This is a genomic window from Halapricum sp. CBA1109, assembly GCF_009741825.1.
Classification (GTDB): Archaea; Halobacteriota; Halobacteria; order Halobacteriales; family Haloarculaceae; genus Halapricum.
On the sequence record NZ_WPCA01000051.1, the window covers coordinates 1 to 17,045 of the forward strand.

The window sequence follows — 17,045 nt, forward strand, 5'->3', positions numbered from 1 at the left end:
TCGGCCGACTCGCCGTCGCCCATCAGGTCCGCCGCCGGGATGTCCGAGGACTGGTCCGGCGGCGAGTGGGGATCCGACGGGTCGGAGTCGGACGCTGCCGACTGCTCGGACGCTCGGTCGGTGTCCGGCGACGGGGCGGCATCCGCGGACGGATCGGGGTCCGGGGACGGCGCGGGTCGATCAGTCGGTTCCGCCGCGTTCCCGGTCGTCTCCGTCGCGCCGGTCGGCGGACTGTCCGGCGCGACCTCGCCGGCGACCTTGTCGAGGACGTGCTCGCGGTTGGCCTCGATCTGTTCGACCAGCGACTCGAACAGCGTCCGCTCCTCGGCGGTCAGGCCGTCCTCCTCGGTCGGCATCCCCGCGGCCGCCAGCGAGGCCTTCTTCACTATCTTGCCCGTCCGGCGGTCGTAGATGGCCTCGACGGTCTGTTCGGCCGTGTCTATCTCGTCGCTGAGCTGTGACACCTCCGGGCTGTTCCACGGATCGTCGGCCCGTTCGGCGGCGTCGTCGCGCGCCTCGCGCAGCTGCTGGATGTACTCGCTTGCCTCCTGATAGAAGCTCTCGCGCAGCTGCTGGAGGCTATCGGTCTGGCGCTCGCGGCTCTGTACCGACTGGAGTTCGTCGACGTCCATACTATTCTGGTGCTTTCTCGGCGCGCCCACGCGTCATCAGGAACACGCCGAGGTACTCCGGTACAGTGTGCACTCCGTCCTCCAAATTAAAGCTGTCGCCGTCGAGTTCGACCGTCCCGCCCTCCGTCACCTCGACGGCGATGTCGTACCCCCGGAACGTCTCCGGGACGGCGTCGACCAACGGGTCGAACGCCTCGATGTCCCCGCGGTCGAGGCGGCGCACGGCCAGTCCGCTCCCGCCGTGGAGACTGCCGGGAAGCCGGATGAGGCGGTTCGTGTCCGTCGTCACTGGTTCGTCGATGGGCGCGTTGTCCTCGGCGACGGCCTCGGCGACCAGGACGTTCGCCACTTGGACGAACGCCGGGTGGACGTCGATGTTGCCCCGCCGGATCTGGTCGGTGTTGGTCCCCATTGCGTTCAGCGCCGCCGAGGCCTTCCCCTCGCCGATGCCGTCGAACGCTTGGAGTCGCTCGCGGGCGTCGGCCTCGTCCATCGCCAGCAACTCCTCGACGAAGGCGACGATGTGGCGGTGGGCGCGCCGCCCCCACCCGCCGGTCGTCGAGAGCGTCCGCTTCTGGGCGGGGCTCTTCCGGCCCGCGGTCCCGCCGACGGCCTCCTCGCTGACCAGCGCATCGAAGTCCAGCCCGATGCCGCGGACGTAGTCGACTATCTCCCGGCGCGCCTCGCTCTCTAAGGTTTGAATCCCCGCGTCCCGGACGTGGACGTGGTAGCCACGGCCGCCCGAGAACACCACCGTCAGGTCCTCGAAGCCGAAGTCGTCTTCTAGGAAGTCGAGCAGGCGCAGGAGGGCATCCTTACACTTCGCCAGCATCTCGGCATAGCTGTCCTCGCCGAGCGTCACCGACGGGAGGTGGTCGGCGTCGAGGTCGAAGACCAAGTCCGAGGAGCGCCATCCCTTCTCGCCCATCGTGTTCGCGCCGGGGTCGTCGTACCGGCCCGCCGAGAAGTAGACGTGGCGGGGCCGTTTGCGGCCCAGAAACTCCTCCAGCGCCCCCAGATCCAGCAGCGAGCGGTGCCGAACCATCGTCGTGCCCGGCCCCTCCGTCCAGGGGATGAACCCCCACTCGCGCTCGTTGGCGTCCGGCGGCGGGGTCAGTTCGCTCCGCCGGTAGAAATCGCCAAAGCGCCCACGAAGATACTCTCGCGTCCGTTCGTCCATCTACCCGCGGTTACACGAGAACCGATAAAGTGCTTTCTGTCGAGCCATCCCGATGTGGTGTGTGAAATAGTGCCAACGGTAGCCGACCGGGCGGCTGCGAACGGCTTCCCTGAGATACGTTCGGCAAAATCCGCGTCATAGTCAGCGTAAACAGCAGTCCGGTGGTGGAGTACGACGAGATGGATCGACAGAGACTGACATTGATGGTAGTACTGCTCGTCGTCGCCAGCGCGGTCCCGCTGGCGCGCCCGTCGCCGCGGCGGACGGCGGCGGTGGTGACGCGACGACACCAACCGCGGACGACCGGCCGACGGCATCCGACAACCGGACCGGAACGGCGGCGTCCGGACAGGAGAACACGACGCTGACGATACTCTCGTACAACGACGTCCAGACCGCCGCCTCCGACCCGACGACGATGGGACGGCTCGCCGGAACCATCGGCGAGCGACGGGCGGCCCACGACAACCCGACAGTGCTGATCGGCGGCGGTGACCAACTGTCGCCGAGTTCGCTCTCGCCGGTGAGCAACTGGACGGTGCCCGTCGAGGCGCTGAACAGGATCGGTCCCGCCGCCGAGGTCGTCGGCAACCACGACCTCGACTTCGGTTTCGACCCGGTCGAAAACTACAGCGCGGCCAGCGAGTTCCCGTGGCTGTTGGCGAACGTCGTCACCGACGACGGTGAGACGGTGCCCGGCACGCAGAACTACACCGTCGTCGAACGGGACGGTGTCCGGGTCGGCGTCGTCGGCCTCGTCGACGACGCGATCAAGACGAAGACGGCAGTCGACTTCGAGGCGGCCGGCTACGATGTCGCCGACTTCTCGACGGTCGGCCAGCGCATTGCGGCCGACCTCAAGGCCGACCACGACGTGGACGTCGTCGTCGCGGCGGCCCACGTCGGCGTCCCCGAGTCGAAGGAACTCGCGAGCGAGACCGACGCTATCGACGTGATCGTGACCGGCGACGACGAGGTCGAGTACCCGCCGCAGGTGACCGACGGCGCGGTCATCACCGAAGCCGCCGGCAACGCCGCGTTCGTCGGCGAACTCAACCTCACCGTCGGCGAGGACGGCGTCGCGTTCGACGACGGCCGTCTCCTCGGCGTCGGCGAGGACTCGCCGGTCGACGAGGGCGTCCGGTCGTACGTCAACGACTCCCGGGGCCGGTTCCTCTCGACGGTGGCCGGCGAAACGACCGTCGCGCTGAACTCGACGTTCGGGAACTACAACGAAGAGACCCGCTGGGGGAACCTCGTCACCGACGCGTTCCGCGCGAAAAGCGGTGCCGACGTGGCGCTGACCAACGCCGGCGGCATCCGCGGCGGCTTCGTGTTCGGCCCCGGAGAGGTGACCTACGACGACATCTACACCTCGCTGCCGTTCGGGAACACTCTCGTCACGAAGGAACTGGACGGCGCCGAACTCCGTCAGTTGCTGGCGAGTCAGGTGACCACCTTGGAGAGCGACGACGGCCAGCGGTACGGCGCTCAGGCCGCCCTGCAGGTCTCCGGCGTCACCTACGAGTACGTCCCCCACGAGAACGCCACCCGGCAGGTGCGGGATGTCCACGTGAACGGCGACCCTGTCGGCGACAACGAGACCTACGACGTGACGCTCAACTCATATATGTCCGGTTGGAGCGTCTTCGACTACAACTGGACGATGACCGAACAGCCAACCGTGAGCGAGGACCTCACGCTGTACGGGACGGCGGCCGTCGAGTACGTCGAGAACAACACGCCCGTCAGCCCCGAGCGTGACGGCCACATCCAGCGCGTCGACGCGACGGGCGAGGCCAGCACCGCCGTCTACGGCGAGACGCTGACCGTCGACGTTACCGCGCCCGACGGCTTCGACGGTCTGAACGGCTCCGTCTGGCTCCGCGCGCCCGGCGGGGACCGCATCGCGCCCGTCGATGCCCGCTATGAGGGCGGCGACACCGTCACCGTCGAGTTCGACCGCGCGGACGCGGCGGCGCTGGTCGACACTACGAACGCGACGGCACTCGAGCTGTACGCCGAGTACGACTCGACGCGGTACGAGCTGGTGTATCACGATCACGCGCGGCTGAACGCCGATGTATCGGTCGCCGCGCTGAACGGCCAGCCCTCGCTGCCGGGGACCGGGAACCACGCCGTCGACACCGACGGCGACGGCCGCTTCGAGGACATCGACGGCGACGGGGCGACGGACCTCTTCGACGCGCTGACGTACTTCCAGTACGGCGACAGCGACGCGGTGCAGGACAACGTCGCAGCGTTCGACTTCGACGGCGACGGCGACGCCGGCGACCTCTTCGACGCGCTGGCGCTGTTCGAGGAGATCAGCGGCTGAGGAACGCGAACACTTCCCACAGAGGGGGCGAGCCGACGCCTCATATTCACCCGCGGAAACTGCCACGTAGTGACTCCCGTCGACCCCTTCGCGGTGATGAACGCCGTCGGCCTCGTCGCGTTCGCGCTGGTCGGCGCGAGCAAGGGAATCCACGAGCGGTTCGACGTCTTCGGCGTCACCGTCGTCGGCCTGACGACGGCGTTCGCCGGCGGCGCGACGCGGGACCTGCTGGTCGACCGGACGCCGCTGGTCCTCCAGTCGCCGCTGGAGGTCGGTCTCGGGATGGTCGGCGTCGGCTTGGCCATCGCGCTGAGCGTCGCGCTTGACTCCCCCGAGGACCACCCCGGGACGCTGTACGCCGACGCCATCGGACTGGCGGCCTTTACCGTCGCAGGGTCCATCGTCGCCACCGGTGCGGGGCTGTCAGGATTCGGCGTCGTCGCCGTCGCGGTCATCAACGCTGTCGGCGGCGGCGCGCTGGCGGACCTGTTGCTGGGTCGCTCGCCGTTTATCCTCTTCGAGGACTTCTACGCCAGTTGCGCGGTGTTGGGCGCCAGTGCCTACTGGGCGGCGAGCGTCCTCGGGTGGTCCGGGACGGCCGCCGCAGCGCTGTGTGCCGGACTGGTCGTCTCGACCCGAATCGTCGCCATCAGCTACGACTGGGGGCTCCCGACGGCCCACGGCCTCGTCGCCGGCGAGTCCGTCGACCGCTGACGACCGGTGGCACTGGTCGACCGGAGCGTGAGCGGCTGATGTGTCCCACGGCGACGCGGACGACACCGAGTCGACAGCCCCGACCCGGTCGCGTTCGTCCCCGGGCGCCGTCACGTCTTCCCACGGAGTGACGAGACGAAGGCTGGACACAGGTCACGGGTGGCAGATATGAACTCGCCGGCGAAGACGGGGGTGGAGACGGGTACTTTTTAACAGATACCGGTCGTAGGGGTCGCTATGACCAGTGTCGACGCGGAGACGGAGCTGCTCGGCCACGTACTCCTGCCGGTCGCCAACGAGGAGGACGCGCTGGCGACGGCACACGCGCTCGAACCGTACGGCCCCGACCACGTGACGGCGCTCCACGTCGTCGAGAAGGGTGAGGGTTCCCCGGACAAGACGCCCGTCGAGCAGTCCGAAGATATCGCCGAAGAAACGTACGCGGCCGTGAGGACCGTCTTCCCCGACGCCGACGACCACACGGCCTACGCCCGGGACGTCGTCGAAGCCATCTTCGACGCCGCCGAGGAGGTCGACGCCACCGCCGTCGCCTACCGTTCGCGGGGCGGAAACCGTCTCGTGCAGTTCCTCTCGGGCGATTACTCGCTGAAGCTCGCCACGGAGGCGGACCGGCCGGTGATCGCGCTGCCGAGACAAGACACCGCCGATGGGTGACGAGGAACTCGCGAAGGACCTCGGCCTCGTCTCGGCGATGACCATCGGCATCGGGACGATGATCGGTGCCGGCATCTTCGTGTTGCCTGGCGTCGCCGCCAACGAGGCCGGCCCCATCGTCGTCGTCTCGTTCGTCGTCGGCGGGATCATCGCGATGGTCAACGCCTTCTCCGTCTCCGAGTTGGGGACGGCGATGCCCAAGGCCGGCGGCGGCTACTACTACATCAACAAGTCCCTCGGGCCGATGTTCGGCTCCATCGCCGGGATGGGCGACTGGATGGGACTCGCCTTCGCCTCGGCGTTTTACTGCATCGGTTTCGGCCAATACCTCGTCTCGTTCGTCCCCTTGCCGGAAGTCGCGTTCCTCGACCCGATACAGGTCGGCGCGCTGTTCGCCGGCCTCGCGTTCGTCGGCGTCAACTACATCGGAGCGAAGGAGACCGGCAGCGTCCAGACTGTCATCGTCACCATCCTGCTGTCGATTCTCACCGTCTTCGCCGTCGCCGGCTTCTTCTCGTTCGACTACGGGACACTGACCGGCAACGGCGGCCTCACGCCGTACGGGACCGGTGCGATCCTCCCCGCGACGGCGCTGGTGTTCGTCTCCTTTTTGGGATACGCCAAGATCGCGACCGTCGCCGAGGAACTGAAAAACCCCGGGCGGAACCTCCCCATCGCCATCATCGGGAGCGTCGCCCTCGTCACTGTCATCTACGCCGTCCTCGTGACGACGATGCTGGGCGTGGTGCCGTGGCCCGAACTCAGTCAGGACGCCCCGGTCGCACAGGCCGCCGAGGTCGCGTTCCCCGCCTCGCTCGGACCCATCGGCGGCGTCGCGGCCGCCGCAGGGGCGGTGATGACCGCCGGCGCGTTGCTGGCGACGGCCTCCTCGGCGAACGCCTCGATCCTCGCCTCGGCCCGGATCAACTTCGCGATGGGTCGGGACAAGATCGTCACCAACTGGCTCAACGAGATCCACCCCAACTACGCGACGCCCTACCGGTCGATCCTCGTCACCGGCGCGCTCATCGTCGTGTTCATCGCCGCTCTCGGACGGGACGTCGAGACGCTCGCCAAGGCCGCGAGCGTTCTCCACCTGATCGTCTACGCCCTGTTGAACGTCGGCCTGATCGTCTTCCGGGAGGCCGACGTACCCGAGTACGATCCCGACTTCACCGTCCCGCTGTACCCGATCACGCCGATCCTCGGGGCGGTCCTGTCGCTCGGCCTCGTCGCCTTTATGGACAGTATCGAAATCGCCCTCTCGGGGGCGTTCGTCGTCGCCGCCGTCGTGTGGTACTTCCTCTACGCCCGGGAGAAGACCGACCGCAAGGGCGTCCTCTCGGAGTACATCCAGGACCGCGAAGCGGAGTTGCCCGACCGGGTCGTCGACGCCGCGGACGCCGTCGCGCCGACCGGTACCGAGGGCCCGACGATCATGGTCGCGCTGGCCAACCCCCGGACCGAGGGTGCGCTGATCACGCTCGCCAGCGCCCTCGCCAAACACGAGGGTGGGCGCGTTCTCGCAACCCACATCGTCACCGTCCCGGACCAGACGGCGCTCGACACCGCCGCCGAGAACCGGGCGCGGATCGACGACTCCTCGGAGTCGCTGCTGGAGGCCGCAAAGGAGGACGCCACGGCCTTCGACGTGCCCGTCGAGACGAAGACCATCCTCTCACACCGCGGGTTCGAGGAGGTGTTCGACGCCGCGCGCTCGAACGACGCCGACACGGTCGTGATGGGCTACGGCGGGACGAAACTCGCCGGCGGGCGCGCCGAGTCCACCCTCGACGAACTGACCCACGACCTGCCGTGTGACTTCCTCGTCCTCGACGGCGAGACGGTCGACATCTCGGACGTGTTGGTCCCGACCGCCGGCGGTCGCTCCTCGGACCTCTCGGCCGAAGTCGCCCGTGCGCTCCGGGACACCGCCGACGCCGACATCTCGCTGTTGCACGCCGTCGACGAGGGCGGCGAGGCGGACGGAGAGGCGTTCCTCACAGAATGGGCGGCCGAACGCGACCTCGGCGACGCGACAATCCGCGTCGAGAGCGGCGACATCCAGTCCGTCCTCACGCGAGTCGGCGGGGAGTACAGCCTCGTCGTCCTCGGCGCGACCGAGCGCGGCCTGCTCTCGCGCATCGTCCGCGGGTCGCCGGTGTTCGACACTATCGAGTCCCTAGAAACGCCGGTGTTGCTCGCCGAACGGCCGTCCTCGCGGTCGCTGTGGGAGCGCCTCGTCGGCCGCGGCGAGGAGTGAGAGCGCCCGCGACGCTTTCGGGGAGAGTCGACGACTGGACCCAGAGAGACCGAGAACGACGGTCACTCCTCACGGACCGGGTGCTGCCAGTGAGACGACCAACTGGAGACTGATGTCGGCAAATTCGATTTCGTCTCTCGGCGGCCTGTGCATACGTACGCGGCGGGGTCGGGAGACGCGCCGTCAGGACTCGCGCCACTTGTGGCCACACTCGACGCAGGTAAACAGCCGAACCTCGTAGGAGCCACCCGGCTTCGGCAGCATCTCGTAGTAGGCCCGGTCGCTGTCACAATCTCCGGCCGGACAGGGTTCTTGCATCGTCTCGGTGGCGTCTCGGGTCGCGTCTGCCACGGCGGGCGTCCCGTCGTCCCGTTGGCCGTCCTGGGTGGTCATCGCTGCCTCCGCGTGTGCGTCCCGCTGTGCCTCGTTCTCACAGTCGCGACACACCCACGTGTCGCCCTCCGTGTGCATCATCGACCCACACTCGTCACAGAATTGCATTTGTTGAGCGGGTATATGGTCGTCGGATATATGTGTTAATCTCGGGGCAAGCGTCGATTCCGGACACTCCCTCGTGGCGACTGGACTGCGCTGTCCAAGCGACGACAGGCACCGACTGATGGTCCCTGACATCGCCCGGCCACGGGGTGTCGGAGGTGTGACTCAGAACGTCGAGGCGGCAGTTACCGCCGGCTCGGGGGTCTCAAAATCACAGCGGGGATACTCCGCAGCATACAAGCACGTACGCCCGCGATACAACAAGGTTTCTACTAGTAGCCGGGTGAAATGGAAACTGTATGTCACCGAAACAGTCACCCGCCGAGCACAGATACCAATGACAACCATCAGCTGGGTTTCCGGATCAGAGCGCACCGGACGGTCGAGAGCGTTCGCTCACAGGCAGCAGACAAGGACACAGTGACGTACCTACGATACAAACAGAGACGGAACGGAGAGCTCACGTGACCGTTACTGAATCCCCTCCGCTATCGACGTGTACTGTTCGGATCGAACGACGCGGCGGTCGTGGCGAAGCGGGAGCGCGAGCCCTCGAACGACAGCTTCGTGATACACCCGGCGTCCACGGCGTCGAGGTCTCGTTCCGGACGGGTAGCGCTCGAATCAGCTACGACGAGGGCGTCACTTCGGAGGAACGGCTTCGAGACACGATCCGCGGCCGTAACGTTTCGATTCAGGACGAGCGCGATACTGACACCGACGAGGTGACCACACGCTCGGCGCTCGGACGGGAGGGGTTGTTCGTCGGTCTGACGCTGGTCGGTATGATGACCGGTCTCCTGACGGGGTGGCTCGGCGGCCCTCCGCTCCTCGTGTGGAGCGGCTACGGCGTCGCGTACGTCTTCGGTGGGTGGTACGGACTCAAGGGTGCAATCCAGACGCTCCGTCACCGCGCGGTCGATATCGACCTGTTGATGATCGTCGCCGCACTCGGTGCACTCTCTATCGGGGCCCCGTTCGAAGGTGCGATGCTCCTCTTTCTGTTCTCCCTCTCGAACACGCTCCAACACTACGCTATCGGTCGCTCGCGCCGGGCGATCAAATCACTCGTCGAGATGCGACCGGACAGAGCGCAGGTGCTGCGTGAGGGGGAAGAAGTCACGGTCCCCATCGACGATGTCGCCGTCGGTGACGTGTTCGTCGTCCGCCCCGGTGATCGGATTCCGCTGGACGGCATCGTTACGTCCGGGGAAGGGACGGTCGATCAGGCGTCGCTCACGGGCGAGTCCGTCCCCGTCACGAAGGGACCCGGCGACGAGGTGTTCGGTGGCACGATCAACGAGAGCGGAAGCCTCGAGGTCGAAGTCACACGGCAGGCCCACGAATCGGCGATCAGTCGCCTCATCCATATGGTCGAACGAGCGCAGAGCGAAAAGGCTCCGACACAGCGACTCATCGACCGGCTCGAACAGCCGTACGTCCTCGGCGTGTTCACACTCACAATCACGGCTATCGCACTGCCAGTCGCATTCGGGAGCGAATTCACGGGGACGTTCTACCGCGCGATGACGCTCATGGTCGCCGCGTCGCCGTGTGCAGTCATCATCTCGCGCCCGCGGCAGTCCTCTCGGCGATCGCCTCCGGTGGTAGACAAGGCGTGCTGTTCAAGGGCGGCGAACACGTCGAAACAGCGGCACGCATCGACGCGGTCGCCTTCGACAAGACCGGGACACTCACACAGGGCGACACGCAGTTGACCGACGTGTTCGTCCGTGACGATATGGGCGAGGAGACACTGACCGAGGACGAACTGCTCTCCATCGTGGCCGCGGTGCAGTCCCGCTCGGAGCACCACCTCGCTCGGGCGACCGTGAGGGCGGCAGCGGCCCGATCACTCGATGTCCCTGCCGCGGATCGGTTCCAGTCAGTCGCCGGGAAAGGGGTCAAAGCGGATGTCGACGGGCAAATCACCCACATCGGGAATCGTAGTTACTTCCGGACTGTTCTCGGAGACACAACGGTAGATGGTCTCGAACCGGGCCTCGATGGCCTCGAAACGTTAGAGGAAGACGGGAAAACGAGCGTCCTCGTCGCCCGAGAGCGCCACAACGATGTCAGCGTCCTGGGATGGCTCGCGTTCACCGACACCGTTCGCCCTGACGCGGCCGAGACGATCACCGACCTCCGCTCGCTGGGCGTGGAACACATCGTCATGTTAACCGGAGACAACGAACGCGTCGCACAGCGAATCGCCGATCAAGTCGGCATCGACGAGGTGCAAGCGGAACTGCTGCCCGAGGAGAAGGTAGCGACCATCGAGGAACTGGTCGAGCGACACGAGAACGTGGCGATGGTCGGCGACGGCGTCAACGACGCGCCAGCGCTCGCCACAGCAAGCCTCGGTATCGCGATGGGCGGCGCGGGAACCGACGTCGCCCTCGACACTGCTGACGTGGTCCTGATGGGCGATGACCTCAGCAAGATCCCCTACGTCCTCGGTCTCGGACGCAGAACCCGCCGGACGCTCACGATCAATCTCGCCATCGCGTTCGGCGCGATTGCCCTCATGGTCGGGACGATCCTTCTCCGAGGGATCCCGCTCCCGCTCGCAGTGATCGGTCACGAGGGCTCGACGGTCATCGTCTCGCTGAACGGCCTTCGATTACTCGGCTTTCGTGGGACAGCGACTCACGAGTGACGTGGTCCGTTTCCGTCCGGTCTGCCGACGAAACCTTGCCCGTGTGAGCATCACACTCGACTGGCCCGCGAATACGGTGATAGGAACTCGCTGCGGGAACCCATATCTCAGCGGGAGATGCCAGCGGAGCTGCTATCCTTCGGGGTGGTCACTTGGCATACCCGCGACACTGCCGGGAGAAGATAGACTGATAGCTCGACACACTGGGATTGCGAGATACTCGTTACAGACCGAACGGTACCAGTAGGCCGGTCCACAGGAAAGGGAGGTCAGCGAATTCGAGTTGCCCGATGAACACGAGCGACAGGACGGCCCCCACTGCGAGGGCGGCCACGCCCGAACACCACCAACCCGATGCCCCTACCCAGGAACCGCATCACCGTCCGGCCTTCCGTCGTATCGGAGATAGTGAACGCCGCCGTCTCCCCACCGTCGCCGATGTAATGCTTTTCATCACCCGGACCGTCTCGCTGGGCGGTACGCTTCTGACCGAAGATGTGGACCTGATCGTCAGGTGCCAGTAGACCCTCGTATTTTTCCCCGTCGAGGCGTCCACCGGACCGATATCTATCTCGGAACCGCCCGAGACCTGCTCCGTGTCTAGCGAGATGGTCGCCCCGTCCGGATCGACGGCCACGCTCCCGGTCTCGTCGGTCACGTAGAACGGCTGGGTCTCCGTGCCGCTGTCGACGGTCTGCCACTCGGCCCCACTGTCACCAGGGCGGTTCTCCTCGTGCTCTTTGACCCTGTAGTCGTAGGCCACCGCAGGTGTGTCGGTGTACTTCGTGGTGAGCAACTCGTCTTCGAGTTGCTCGACGGTCCCTTGGACCTCGACGATGCCATCCTCGTACTCGACCTCCCCTGCACCGACCGGATCGCTCTGCCTGATAGTCCAGCCCTTCTGTAGGTTCCCGAGTGCCTCGTAGGCGAGGTACACACCGATGGCAACGAGGGCGAGCGCTGCGACGCCGACGACAGGTTGTGGAATTACAGCCATAGTGATTCCTGTGCTCCGATACGTATCTTCGGCTAACACATCTCTGTCATTTCACTTATACACTTTGGTGGAGGTGATCTTTTGGGTATTTTCGTGCGAGTAGCCGATTTCAGGCGTACAGCGGTACTCGTCGTATCCCCTCAGGGGGGCTGATACGCGTCCGGAAATGTACGCCCGCGACACTACCGGGCGAGTTTCTACTAGTAAGTACGTACTCGGAGTACGGCAGTACATTCATCACGTCAGCACTTCAATATCACAGTATGCCCGTGAGCATCGACGAGTTCGAATCGGGGGACTTGCCAGCAGGGCCGAGCGTGCCCGAACAGGTGATCACGTATCTCCACACGAATCGGGACGCAGCGTTCACCCGATCAGAGATCGCAACCGCTATCGACGAAGACCCGAACACGGTCGGCACTGCGCTCACGCGACTGAAAGAGCGTGACCTCGTCCGTCACCGTGGCCAGTACTGGGCAATCGTAGAAGACGAACAGCGTGTCGCCGCCGCCTACGATCTCCACGACGTGAGCAGCCGGCTCGACGACGCTGACGGTGGCATCGATTCGGAAGACTGGGACGCTGTCGCACCAGATCGACCCCACCCCAGCGAGCAGGATACGAGCGGGGACGGGTAATCGATGGAGTCGGAACGCGGCGATGTCGTTCGGAGTGTAGACCCGTTCAAACTCGGCACCGACCGCCAGCGACCGTGGCTCGTCGTGAACAACAGCACCCACCCGTTCGCCGGCGAGCAACACGTCGCGGTTGCCATCTCCACGAAGGAATACGACGACTCGCTCCCGCTCCGGGACGATATCTGGGAGGTCGGTGGCGTCCCCCGAGAGTCGTTCGTCTCGCCGTGGGCAGTCCACTCTCCACGAAGCGAGGATCTCATCGCGTGGCAGGGACGAGTCACGGAACAGTTCGTGGACAGCGTCGTCGACTCGATAGAGACGTATCTCCGCTAGTTCTGATATGTACGCCCGCGACACTACCGGGCGAGTTTCTACTAGTAGGCTCGGTGGAAGTGAAACAGCAACTCGACAGCTCTTCTCTGGAGGGTTCGGGCTACTCGTCTGCCTCTGAGAGGGCCCGTGAGTATAGCTCGTCGGAGATCCAGAACCCGGCTTCACGGAGGGCGTCAAGTTCGTTCGCAAGTTCTACCTCACCGTTTTTTGCTCCGCGGAGCAACACACCGACGACACCAGTAACGTCCAGGTCGTGTCTCCGGGCGACGCGTCGCCCGTCCCGTTCGTCGAGCAAAACGAGGTCGACGTCGTGTTCGACTGCGTAGCAGATTGCCGCTGTCTCACCCAGGTCCAGATCGTGAGCGACTTCGACGAACAGATCCGAGCGCTCCACTTCGACGATGCGCAAGAAATCGTCGTCGCGCAACTCTCGGAGTGATTCCAGGCCTTCTTCGCCCTCTGTGAGTTCGTTCCAGACCTGGCGAGGGACGACGATTTCGGGAAACTGTGTTTCGAGAAGGTCGAGGCGGTCGATAAGCGCGAGATTCAGAAGCGGAGAGGTGTCCGAGACGACGAGCGCATCACTCGGCATAGTCGAGGTCTTCTTCGAGTTCCTGTTTCCCGTAGTGGCGAGTGATCTCACGCTCGCCGAGGAGTTCGTGGAACTCCCGTTTCGACAGGTCCGCCAACGCGCGTGCCTTTCCGAACGAGAGTACGCCACGGGCGTACAGCGAGACTGCCAGCTCCTGCTTCATCGCCGACGATCTCTCTCCCTCCGGGAGTTGCAGCGCCTCGTAGACGTCGTCGTCGATCTCGATCGTCGCCATACTGGACGTAGGCGCACGCGATTCTTGAGTGTTTGGCTGGACACAGCGGACGCTCTCGGAGCGTGGAATGTACGCCCGCGACACTAACGACCGACATCATCCCAGGCGGCGTGCCGGGTCAGCCGGGAAACCCTCGTGGCGGGCGGACGGCCCTGCGGGCCGTCAGTTGGCGAGGCGGTGAAACCGCCGAGCCGGGTGGCACTCCGTGCCACCAAGTGCGCGACCGGCGCAAGCCGGGAGCGCGGGTCGTCCTACGGACGACCGGATGCACAAGCGGCGTGTGCCGCAAGCGCGGGTATGTCGCGTACCTGGGTTCGCCGCGCTGTCATCGCCCCACTGTGGGGATGCTCGGGCGGGGACTGATGGTACGCATCTCCACCTTGCCGCCCCGGCGGTAAGTGCTTGCGGTCCTCAGAGCGCGTACTCGGACTCGTGTAACTGGACGTAGTCGCCGTCGGCTAACTGCCGGCGAAGCCACTTGTAGCGGAACAAAAGTGAGAGACCATCGAGCCCCGCTATCGCGGCCTGCCGGTAGCGCGACCCCTCGGCATCCAGCATCTCGCGGGTCGTCCGGAAGGTGTCGTCCCAGTCGCTCGGCCCCATATCGCGGGCGAGTTCCGCAAGCGTCACGTTCCGCAGGAGTTCGTCGCCGAGGGCGTCACGCCACTCGTGGTTGTACCGCGAGAGGGCGTCGGTACCGGCGAGGCGGCCGGCTATCTTGCCGGTCCGGACCGCGACGTGGTCCCCGCCCTCGTGGAAGGCGGAGGTGCCACCCATCGCGCCACCGACGACGGCGACGTTCGCGTACGTCGGCGAGTCGATGGGTCGCGTCGAGGAGATTGGGTAGGCCTCGGTGCCGCCGCGCTTGCCGCGGTCCTCGACCAGCGGGAAGTCCTCGAGGTCGTAGTCGGGATACTGCCAGTCGAGCAGGCGTTCGAGGTACACCTTCCCGGGCGGAATCTGGTCGTCCTCGGGGTCGAGCAGGGTGTACTCCTCGCGGTCGTCGACATCGTCGATGTCCATCCCGATGGGCATCGTGAGGCCGACGCGGGCGACGTTGTCGTCGTTCGGGAATATCCACGGATAGGCGGTGTGACCGGGCATCACGCCCCACCAGAACTTGATGAGGTCGGGGTCGAACAACTCCTCGGGGATGCGGCGATGCTCCTGGTAGGCGATGTGGTTTGCCGTATCGGGCGCGATGTACTCCGCGACCGAGCGGTCCGGCGCCATAAACTGGTCGAGGGCGTCGATTGTGACCGTCCGTTGGGGGCCGTCGGCGAGGACGAGCGCGTCGGCTTCCAGTTCCGCGCCGTCGGCCAGCGTGACGCGGTGGACCGGGTCGCCGTTCTCGAAGCGGGTGTCGACCCCGGAGACGCTGGTGCCGATTCGGTAGTTCGCGCCGGCGGCTTCGGCCTCCTCGCGGAGCCAATCGTCGAACCGGGCGCGGTGGAAGGCAAAGCCAAAGCCGTCCCACGAGGAGTCGATACCGGTGTCGCGGATGGTCGCGGATTCGGAGGGGCCGTTGAACTCCGCGCCATCGAGTTCGCTCAGGATGATCTCGTCGGGTATCTCCTCGGGGTCGTAGCCCATCAGGTCGACCCAGTAGTCGAGCATTCCGGCGGCGTCCGTCGAATCGGGACCGAGTCCGTCGCGGTCGGCCCGCGGGACACCCTTCTCGACGACGAGCGCCTCTGCGTCCTGTTCGGCGGCGGTTCTGGCGGCCGAGGACCCGGCCGGCCCGCCGCCGATAATCGCAACGTCGACGCGTTCCATACTCCTACCCCGACCCGTCGGGGCTTAAAATACCTGAACTGGACTCGTCGCTGTACCCACGCCGCCACCCCGGTTCGGCCCGGGCGGAATGTCCCGCCATTGGCCGGTCACCTCCCGCGGCGGACGGATCCGAGAGAACCCACAGAGCCAAGCCGGCGCACCGACAACGGCGTCTATGAGCGACGGCCCGACCATCGCGGTGTTCCGACAGAAACCACACGGACTTCCGGCCGACGAACTCGTCGAGTTGCTCCGCGAGCGACTGCCGACGGCGTCGGTAGTCCGCTGTGCGACCAGCCGCGACGAGCGGACCACCATCGCCGACGCGACGTGGTCGTCGGTCAGTCGATGACCGAGGACCTACTCGCCGAGGCCGAGAACCTCTCGCTTTTCGCCTGCTCGTTCGCCGGCTACGACCACCTGCCGCTGTCGGCGTTCGAGCGCCGCGGCGTCACCGTCACGAACGCCGCGGGCGTCCACGCCTCAAACGCCGCTGAACACGCCATCGGCGGCCTGCTGGCGCTGACACGGGGGCTGTTCGACGCGCGCCGCCGCCAGCGAAACCGGGAGTGGCGCAACGTCCGGACCGACGAACTCGCCGGCGGCGGCGTCACCGTCGTCGGGATGGGCGCCATCGGCGAAGCGATATGTGAACGGCTCGCGCCGTTCGACGTCGACGTCACGGCGGTCCGGCACTCCCCGGAGAAGGGCGGCCCGGCCGACACCGTCGTCGGCTACGACGAGGTGGAGTCGGCGGTCGTCGACGCCTCGGCGGTCGTACTGGCGTGTCCGCTGACCGACACGACGCGACACCTGCTCGACCGGGCGCTGTTGAAGACCCTTCACCCGGACGCGATAGTCGTCAACGTCGCCCGTGGCGGCGTCGTCGACACCGACGCGCTGGTCGCCTCGCTCCGGGCGAACCACGTCGGCGGCGCGGTGCTCGACGTGACCGACCCGGAACCGCTCCCGACGGACCACCCGCTGTGGACCTTCGAGAACGTCCTGATCACGCCCCACAACGCCGGCTACACGCCCGACTACCACGAGCGGTTGGCGAATCTCGTCGCGGAAAACGTCGAGACGGCGATGGCAAGCGGCGAGTGGACCGGACTGGAGAATCAGGTCCTTCCCAAGGTTTAGACGCCCGACTCGCTTCCCGATTCACTCCGCGATTCCCGTTCCTGATTCACGTGCACGAACCGGCGCGCGTCGTCGAGCATCACTGTTTGGAGACGGCGTCGCGGACGACGAGCGCAGCGAGTCGGCTGGGGAGGGTGTGGTGCGGGAGCGGTACGGTCGCGGTAGCGGTGCGGTCGCGGTAGCGGTGCGGTCGCGGAAGCGGTGCGGTCGCGGAAGCGGTGCGGTCGCGGAAGCGGTAGAGCCAGCATACGGCGCGACCATCGGGAGCGCCGTTTCACTCGACCGAGCGCCGTAGGCGCGAGGTCGAGATGTTTTTCCCCAAGTTTTTGGAGTCGGGGGTTCCCGCAGGGCCGAAGGCCCGAGGAAACCCCC

At 66.1% G+C, this 17,045-nt stretch carries 12 protein-coding genes and 3 pseudogenes; 8 read left to right on the forward strand and 7 right to left on the reverse strand.

Annotation, left to right across the window (positions count from 1 at the left end):
* Together GJ629_RS16980 and priS are read right to left on the reverse strand one after the other, a co-directional pair.
* Positions 1 to 632, reverse strand: a pseudogene (locus GJ629_RS16980) (hypothetical protein); the annotation flags it as partial.
* Position 633: 1 nt separating this feature from the next.
* Complete coding sequence (priS, locus tag GJ629_RS07470) at positions 634 to 1,812, reverse strand: DNA primase small subunit PriS (RefSeq protein WP_157512435.1); 1,179 nt, start codon at positions 1,810 to 1,812, stop codon at positions 634 to 636.
* 418 nt (positions 1,813 to 2,230) lie between these two features.
* Here priS and GJ629_RS07475 point away from each other — a divergent pair, with 418 nt between their 5' ends.
* From GJ629_RS07475 to GJ629_RS07490, 4 genes are all read left to right on the forward strand, one after another.
* A complete protein-coding gene (locus tag GJ629_RS07475) occupies positions 2,231 to 4,150 on the forward strand; it encodes a bifunctional UDP-sugar hydrolase/5'-nucleotidase (protein ID WP_197428490.1) in 1,920 nt (639 codons plus the stop codon).
* A 96-nt stretch (positions 4,151 to 4,246) separates the two neighbouring features.
* The gene (locus GJ629_RS07480; RefSeq protein ID WP_157512445.1) at positions 4,247 to 4,864 is read left to right on the forward strand and encodes a trimeric intracellular cation channel family protein; all 618 of its coding nucleotides are present in this window, start codon (positions 4,247 to 4,249) and stop codon (positions 4,862 to 4,864) included.
* Positions 4,865 to 5,101: 237 nt separating this feature from the next.
* Positions 5,102 to 5,539 carry a universal stress protein gene (locus tag GJ629_RS07485; RefSeq protein WP_157512436.1) on the forward strand — a complete coding sequence of 146 codons (438 nt, stop codon included), beginning with the start codon at positions 5,102 to 5,104 and terminating at the stop codon, positions 5,537 to 5,539.
* Positions 5,532 to 7,802 carry an amino acid permease gene (locus GJ629_RS07490; protein WP_157512437.1) on the forward strand — a complete coding sequence of 757 codons (2,271 nt, stop codon included), beginning with the start codon at positions 5,532 to 5,534 and terminating at the stop codon, positions 7,800 to 7,802. Before GJ629_RS07485 ends, GJ629_RS07490 begins: the two co-directional genes overlap by 8 nt.
* A 183-nt stretch (positions 7,803 to 7,985) precedes the next feature.
* Here the strand turns inward: GJ629_RS07490 and GJ629_RS07495 are convergent, their stop codons facing one another.
* Positions 7,986 to 8,303, reverse strand: coding sequence for an RPA12/RPB9/RPC11 RNA polymerase family protein (locus tag GJ629_RS07495; RefSeq protein WP_157512438.1), 318 nt, complete (start codon positions 8,301 to 8,303; stop codon positions 7,986 to 7,988).
* A 461-nt stretch (positions 8,304 to 8,764) separates the two neighbouring features.
* On the opposite strand from GJ629_RS07495, the pseudogene GJ629_RS17920 reads away from it, so the two are divergent.
* Positions 8,765 to 10,959: pseudogene (locus GJ629_RS17920) on the forward strand (heavy metal translocating P-type ATPase).
* Positions 10,960 to 11,335: 376 nt separating this feature from the next.
* Here GJ629_RS17920 and GJ629_RS07510 read toward each other — a convergent pair.
* Complete coding sequence (locus GJ629_RS07510; RefSeq protein ID WP_157512439.1) at positions 11,336 to 11,956, reverse strand: GIDE domain-containing protein; 621 nt, start codon at positions 11,954 to 11,956, stop codon at positions 11,336 to 11,338.
* 263 nt (positions 11,957 to 12,219) lie between these two features.
* Here GJ629_RS07510 and GJ629_RS07515 point away from each other — a divergent pair, with 263 nt between their 5' ends.
* Positions 12,220 to 12,594, forward strand: coding sequence for a hypothetical protein (locus tag GJ629_RS07515; protein ID WP_157512440.1), 375 nt, complete (start codon positions 12,220 to 12,222; stop codon positions 12,592 to 12,594).
* A 3-nt stretch (positions 12,595 to 12,597) separates the two neighbouring features.
* Entirely contained in the window at positions 12,598 to 12,927 is a 330-nt protein-coding gene (locus tag GJ629_RS07520) for a hypothetical protein (protein WP_157512441.1), read from the forward strand.
* 100 nt (positions 12,928 to 13,027) lie between these two features.
* Here GJ629_RS07520 and GJ629_RS07525 read toward each other — a convergent pair whose 3' ends face one another.
* The 3 genes from GJ629_RS07525 to GJ629_RS07535 form a co-directional block, all read right to left on the reverse strand.
* Positions 13,028 to 13,519, reverse strand: coding sequence for a DUF3368 domain-containing protein (locus tag GJ629_RS07525; protein WP_157512442.1), 492 nt, complete (start codon positions 13,517 to 13,519; stop codon positions 13,028 to 13,030).
* On the reverse strand, positions 13,509 to 13,754 hold the full coding sequence (locus tag GJ629_RS07530; protein ID WP_157512443.1) for a UPF0175 family protein: 246 nt from the start codon (positions 13,752 to 13,754) through the stop codon (positions 13,509 to 13,511). Before GJ629_RS07530 ends, GJ629_RS07525 begins: the two co-directional genes overlap by 11 nt.
* 411 nt (positions 13,755 to 14,165) lie before the next feature.
* Complete coding sequence (locus GJ629_RS07535; RefSeq protein WP_157512444.1) at positions 14,166 to 15,530, reverse strand: NAD(P)/FAD-dependent oxidoreductase; 1,365 nt, start codon at positions 15,528 to 15,530, stop codon at positions 14,166 to 14,168.
* A 175-nt stretch (positions 15,531 to 15,705) separates the two neighbouring features.
* On the opposite strand from GJ629_RS07535, the pseudogene GJ629_RS07540 reads away from it, so the two are divergent.
* A pseudogene (locus tag GJ629_RS07540) lies at positions 15,706 to 16,673 on the forward strand (D-2-hydroxyacid dehydrogenase).
* Positions 16,674 to 17,045 lie beyond the last annotated feature (372 nt).

Excerpts from the sequence above, each read along its gene's own strand:
- priS (WP_157512435.1), bottom strand. The coding sequence starts at position 1,812 with ATGGACGAACGGACGCGAGAGTATCTTCGTGGGCGCTTTGGCGATTTC.
- GJ629_RS07475 (WP_197428490.1), top strand. The coding sequence starts at position 2,231 with ATGGGACGGCTCGCCGGAACCATCGGCGAGCGACGGGCGGCCCACGAC.
- GJ629_RS07480 (WP_157512445.1), top strand. The coding sequence starts at position 4,247 with ATGAACGCCGTCGGCCTCGTCGCGTTCGCGCTGGTCGGCGCGAGCAAG.
- GJ629_RS07485 (WP_157512436.1), top strand. The coding sequence starts at position 5,102 with ATGACCAGTGTCGACGCGGAGACGGAGCTGCTCGGCCACGTACTCCTG.
- GJ629_RS07490 (WP_157512437.1), top strand. The coding sequence starts at position 5,532 with ATGGGTGACGAGGAACTCGCGAAGGACCTCGGCCTCGTCTCGGCGATG.
- GJ629_RS07495 (WP_157512438.1), bottom strand. The coding sequence starts at position 8,303 with ATGCAATTCTGTGACGAGTGTGGGTCGATGATGCACACGGAGGGCGAC.
- GJ629_RS07510 (WP_157512439.1), bottom strand. The coding sequence starts at position 11,956 with ATGGCTGTAATTCCACAACCTGTCGTCGGCGTCGCAGCGCTCGCCCTC.
- GJ629_RS07515 (WP_157512440.1), top strand. The coding sequence starts at position 12,220 with ATGCCCGTGAGCATCGACGAGTTCGAATCGGGGGACTTGCCAGCAGGG.
- GJ629_RS07520 (WP_157512441.1), top strand. The coding sequence starts at position 12,598 with ATGGAGTCGGAACGCGGCGATGTCGTTCGGAGTGTAGACCCGTTCAAA.
- GJ629_RS07525 (WP_157512442.1), bottom strand. The coding sequence starts at position 13,519 with ATGCCGAGTGATGCGCTCGTCGTCTCGGACACCTCTCCGCTTCTGAAT.
- GJ629_RS07530 (WP_157512443.1), bottom strand. The coding sequence starts at position 13,754 with ATGGCGACGATCGAGATCGACGACGACGTCTACGAGGCGCTGCAACTC.
- GJ629_RS07535 (WP_157512444.1), bottom strand. The coding sequence starts at position 15,530 with ATGGAACGCGTCGACGTTGCGATTATCGGCGGCGGGCCGGCCGGGTCC.